Here is a 5,012-nt window from a genome sequence, read left to right on the forward strand (position 1 = left end):
CGGGGGCGCCTGCCGGTGCATGCCCCGTAAAATCACGGGTTTGCACCAACACTGCGCCCGCCTGGGGCCTGCCCACATGGCCAACTCACAACAAATGGCGAATGCGATCCGCGCACTCGCAATGGATGCCGTTCAACAAGCCAACTCCGGCCACCCTGGCGCCCCCATGGGCATGGCCGACATGGCCGTCGCGCTGTGGGGCCGGCACCTCAAGCACAACCCGGCCAACCCGCAGTGGGCCGACCGCGACCGTTTCGTGCTGTCCAACGGCCACGCCTCGATGCTGCTGTATGCGCTCTTGCACCTGACGGGCTACGACCTGCCGCTGCAGGAACTCAAGAATTTCCGCCAGCTGCACAGCAAGACCGCCGGCCACCCCGAGCACGGCATCACCCCGGGCGTGGAGACCACCACCGGCCCGCTCGGCCAGGGCATCACCAACGCCGTGGGCTTCGCGCTCGCCGAGAAGCTGCTGGCCAAGGAATTCAACCGCGAGGGCCACGCGGTGGTGGACCACCACACTTACGTGTTCCTGGGCGATGGCTGCCTGATGGAGGGCATCAGCCAGGAGGCGCTGTCGCTGGCCGGTGCCTGGAAGCTGAACAAGCTCATCGCCCTGTACGACGACAACGGCATCAGCATCGACGGCCAGGTCGCCCCCTGGTTCATCGACGACACGCCCGCGCGGCTGCGCGCCTGTGGCTGGAACGTGATCGGCCCGGTCGATGGCCACGACGTGGAGGCCGTGGCCGACGCCATCGCGCTGGCCAAGGGCAGCACCGACAAGCCCAGCTTCATCGTCTGCAAGACGGCCATCGGACGGGGCTCCCCGAACCGCGCGAACACCGCCAAGGCGCACGGCGAGCCGCTCGGGGCCGACGAGATCACGCTGACGAGGAACGCCATCGGCTGGAGCCACGCGCCGTTCGAAATCCCCGCCGAGGTCTACGCCGACTGGGACGCCAGGGCCCAGGGCAGCGAGCGGGAAGCCGACTGGCAGCAGCGCTTCGACGCCTACGCCGCCGCCCATCCGGAGCTTGCCTCGGAGTTCACCCGCCGCATGGCGGGCGACCTGCCCAAGCACTTTGCGCAGGTGGCGGTGGACCTGGTGGTCCACTCCCACACCGCCGCGCAGACCGTCGCCAGCCGCAAGGCCAGCCAGATGGCGCTGGAAGTGTTCACCGCGCAGCTGCCCGAGCTGCTGGGCGGCAGCGCCGACCTCACGGGCTCGAACCTGACCAACACCAAGAGCACGCCGGCGCTGCGCTTCGACGAGGCGGGCGAGGTCGTGCAGGTGGAGGTGGCCGTGGGCGAGCGGACCGTGCATGTGGGCGGGCGCCACATCAACTACGGCGTGCGCGAATTCGGCATGGCGGCGATCATGAACGGCATCGCCCTGCACGGCGGCTTCATTCCCTACGGCGGCACCTTCCTCACGTTCTCTGACTACAGCCGCAACGCGATCCGCATGGCGGCGCTGATGAAGCAGCGCGTGATCCACGTCTTCACGCACGACTCCATCGGCTTGGGCGAAGACGGCCCTACGCACCAATCGATCGAGCACGCCGCCAGCCTGCGCCTGATCCCCGGCCTGGACGTCTGGCGTCCGGCCGACACGGTGGAAACGGCGGTGGCCTGGAGCGTGGCGCTGTCCAACCGCAACCGGCCCACGGCGCTGCTGCTGTCGCGCCAGAACCTGGCGTACCTGCCCAAGCGCGACCTGGGCGACATCTCGCGCGGCGCCTACATCCTGTCCGAGCCGCAGGACGTGGGTCTGAAGAAAAAGGCCCAGGCGGTGATCATCGCCACCGGCTCGGAGGTGCAGCTGGCGGTGGCCGCGCAAAAGCTCCTGGCCGAGAGCAAGGTCGCCGTGCGCGTGGTCTCCATGCCCAGCACCACCACCTTCGACCGCGAGGATGTGAGGTACAAGCGCCTGGTGCTGCCCGAGGGGCTGCCGCGCATCGCCGTGGAAGCCGGCGTGACCGACTTCTGGTGGAAGTACGGCTGCGCCGCCGTGGTCGGCATCGACACCTTCGGCGAATCGGCGCCCGCGCCGGTGCTGTTCGAGCACTTCGGCTTCACGCCCGAGAACGTCGCCGCCACGGTGCGGGCCGCGTTGCGCCGCCGCCGCTGAACCCCTTTTTTCTTTCCCGACTCTCGCAACTCCAGGAGCTTCATTGCCATGACGATCAAGATCGGTATCAACGGCTTCGGCCGCATCGGCCGCAACGTGCTGCGCTCTGCCGTGCAGAACTTCGAAGACATCGAAGTCGTTGCCATCAACGACCTGCTGGAGCCGGACTATCTGGCCTACATGCTCAAGTATGACAGCGTGCACGGCCGCTTCCAGGGCGAGGTCGCGGTCGAGGGCAACACGCTCATCGTCAACGGCAAGAAGATCCGCCTGACGCAGGAGCGCGACCCGGCGAATCTCAAGTGGGGCGAGGTCGGCGCCGACATCGTGATCGAGTCCACCGGCCTGTTCCTGGACAAGGCGAGCGCGCAAAAGCACCTGGATGCCGGCGCCAAGAAGGTGCTGCTGTCGGCGCCGTCCAAGGACGACACGCCGATGTTCGTCTTCGGCGTGAACGACAAGGAATACGCTGGCCAGGCGATCATCTCCAATGCGTCGTGCACCACCAACTGCCTGGCGCCCGTAGCCAAGGTGCTGCACGACAAGTGGGGCATCAAGCGCGGCCTGATGACCACCGTGCACGCCGCCACCGCGACGCAAAAGACGGTGGACGGCCCTTCAAATAAGGACTGGCGCGGCGGCCGCGGCATCCTGGAGAACATCATCCCCAGCAGCACCGGCGCAGCCAAGGCCGTGGGCGTGGTGCTGCCCGCGCTCAAGGGCAAGCTCACCGGCATGAGCTTTCGCGTGCCGACCTCCGACGTGTCGGTGGTCGACCTGACGGTGGAGCTGGAAAACGATGCCAGCTACGACGAGATCAAGGCCGAGATGAAGGCACAGTCCGAAGGCGCCCTGAAGGGCATCCTGGGCTACACCGAGGACAAGGTGGTCGCCACCGACTTCATCGGCGACGCCCGCACCTCGATCTTCGACGCCGACGCCGGCATCGCCCTGGACAAGACCTTCATCAAGGTCGTCGCCTGGTACGACAACGAGTGGGGCTACTCCAACAAGTGCCTGGAGATGGTGCGCGTGATGGCGGCCAAGTAAGCGCCTTCGCCCCCCACACGACCGACGCGCCCTGAAGGGGCGCGTTTTTCGTTGCGCTGCAGGGCGGGGTGGGGTGCGCCGGCGGCGGCCGGACGCGCTGGCGCAGACGATTCCTACAGGAGGCGGACGACCGCCCGGCCACACTGCGGGGCCTGTCTGTTCCACCGTGCACCGCAACGCCCGCCATGCCGCTCTCCCGCCGCTTCCTGCTCGCTTCCGCCGTCGCCCTGGGGCTGTCGCCCGCGCCCTGGTCATGGGCCGCCGCCCGGGGCGAGGACGCCCTCGATTTCGAAGCCTTCAACGCCGATCACGGGACGCCGCTGCTGGCGCAGGGCGCGCGCTCGGCGGCCGTGGCGCGCGCGCAGATCCTGCTGGACCGCGCCTGGTTCTCGCCCGGCGAGATCGACGGCGCGTTCGGGCAGAGCATGCAGCGCATGGTGCGTGCCTTCCAGCGCAGCGCCGGCCTGCAGGCGAGCGGCCGCATCGACGAGGCGACCTGGGCCGCATTGCGCCAGGCCAGCAGCGGGCCCCTGCTGGTGCGCTACACCATCACCGACAAGGACGCCGCCGGCCCCTTCGAGAAAACGCCTGCCGACATGGCCGAGCGCGCCAAGATGAAGGCGCTGCCGTACCAGTCGCCCGAGGAGATGCTGGGCGAGCGCTTTCACGCCAACCCGGCCTTTCTCAAGCGCCTGAACCCGGGCGTGGAGATCGCCGCCGGCAGCGAGATCGCCGTCCCCAACGTGCAGGCATCGAAAGCCCCGGCGCGCCTGTCGCAGAACATCGAGATCGACAAGAGCGAGCGCGTGCTGTTCGTGCTGGACCAGGACGGCCAGCCCGCCGCGGGCTTTCCCATCAGCATCGGCAACGAGGACAACGACCCGCTGCCGCTGGGCTCCATGGCGATCAAGAACGCGGTGGACAACCCCAGCTTCACCTTCGACCCCAAGCTGCTCAAGTCGGCGCCCCAGGATGCCGAGAAGGCCGAGATCGCTCCCGGGCCGAACAACCCGGTGGGCACCATCTGGCTGGGCCTGTCCAAGCCGCACTGGGGCATCCACGGCACGCCTGAGCCGGCCAAGGTCGGCCATTCGGAGAGCAACGGCTGCATCCACCTCACAAACTGGGACGCCGAGCGCCTGGCCAAGGTCATCAAGGTGGGGGCCAAGGTCGAGGTCAAGGCCTGAGTCGCCCCCGCCGCGGCATGGGAAAGGCCCCCGCCCCCTGCTGGCCGGGCGCTGCGGGCGCCCTCTGGGGGCGCGGCGTCCGGCACTCGCGCCGCGCCGCGCTGCTCGCCGCCGTGCTCGCTCCGGTCGCCGTACTGGCAGGCGGCGCCGCGCCGCAGGACCCCCTGCCGCACGATACCGCGCTGCTGGCGGCACGCGCGCTCACGCTGCCGGTGCAGGGCGTGGCCCGCGAAGACCTGGTCGACACCTTCGGCCACGCCCGCAGCCAGGGGCGGCGCCACGACGCCATCGACATCATGGCGCGCGCCGGCACGCCCGTGCTAGCGGTGGAGGACGGGCGCATCGCCAAGCTGTTCCTGAGCAAGCCCGGCGGCCTCACCATCTACCAGTTCGACCCCAGCGGACGCTACAGCTACTACTACGCGCACCTGCAGCGCTACGCCGACGGCTTGCGCGAGGGCCAGCAGGTGCGCCGCGGCGAGGTGATCGGCTACGTGGGCAGCACCGGCAACGCCTGCGCAGACGCGCCGCACCTGCATTTCGCCATCGCCCGGTTGCCCGCCGACCGCGCCTGGTGGAAGGGCGAGGCGCTCAACCCCTACCCGGTGCTGCGCGGGCCCTGAGGCGCAGGCGGCTGCCTG

General features: G+C 69.2%; 4 protein-coding genes. All 4 read left to right on the top strand.

Annotation, left to right across the window (positions count from 1 at the left end; all coding sequences use genetic code 11):
- Window positions 1-76: 76 nt before the first annotated feature.
- Window positions 77-2,134 (top strand): transketolase, encoded by a 2,058-nt coding sequence (gene tkt / locus A612_RS09645; protein WP_040436521.1) that lies wholly within the window; start codon window positions 77-79, stop codon window positions 2,132-2,134.
- A 48-nt stretch (window positions 2,135-2,182) separates the two neighbouring features.
- Window positions 2,183-3,184, top strand: coding sequence for a type I glyceraldehyde-3-phosphate dehydrogenase (gene gap, locus A612_RS09650; protein ID WP_019374291.1), 1,002 nt, complete (start codon window positions 2,183-2,185; stop codon window positions 3,182-3,184).
- A 185-nt stretch (window positions 3,185-3,369) separates the two neighbouring features.
- Complete coding sequence (locus tag A612_RS09655) at window positions 3,370-4,371, top strand: L,D-transpeptidase family protein (RefSeq protein ID WP_019374292.1); 1,002 nt, start codon at window positions 3,370-3,372, stop codon at window positions 4,369-4,371.
- Between the two features lie 17 nt (window positions 4,372-4,388).
- Window positions 4,389-4,994 carry a M23 family metallopeptidase gene (locus A612_RS09660; protein WP_019374293.1) on the top strand — a complete coding sequence of 202 codons (606 nt, stop codon included), beginning with the start codon at window positions 4,389-4,391 and terminating at the stop codon, window positions 4,992-4,994.
- Window positions 4,995-5,012: the final 18 nt, after the last annotated feature.

The sequence above is a fragment of the Melaminivora alkalimesophila genome (assembly GCF_000282995.1).
Lineage (GTDB): Bacteria > Pseudomonadota > Gammaproteobacteria > Burkholderiales > Burkholderiaceae_C > Melaminivora > Melaminivora alkalimesophila.

Excerpts from the sequence above, each read along its gene's own strand:
- tkt (WP_040436521.1), top strand. The coding sequence starts at position 77 with ATGGCCAACTCACAACAAATGGCGAATGCGATCCGCGCACTCGCAATG.
- A612_RS09660 (WP_019374293.1), top strand. The coding sequence starts at position 4,389 with ATGGGAAAGGCCCCCGCCCCCTGCTGGCCGGGCGCTGCGGGCGCCCTC.
- A612_RS09655 (WP_019374292.1), top strand. The coding sequence starts at position 3,370 with ATGCCGCTCTCCCGCCGCTTCCTGCTCGCTTCCGCCGTCGCCCTGGGG.
- gap (WP_019374291.1), top strand. The coding sequence starts at position 2,183 with ATGACGATCAAGATCGGTATCAACGGCTTCGGCCGCATCGGCCGCAAC.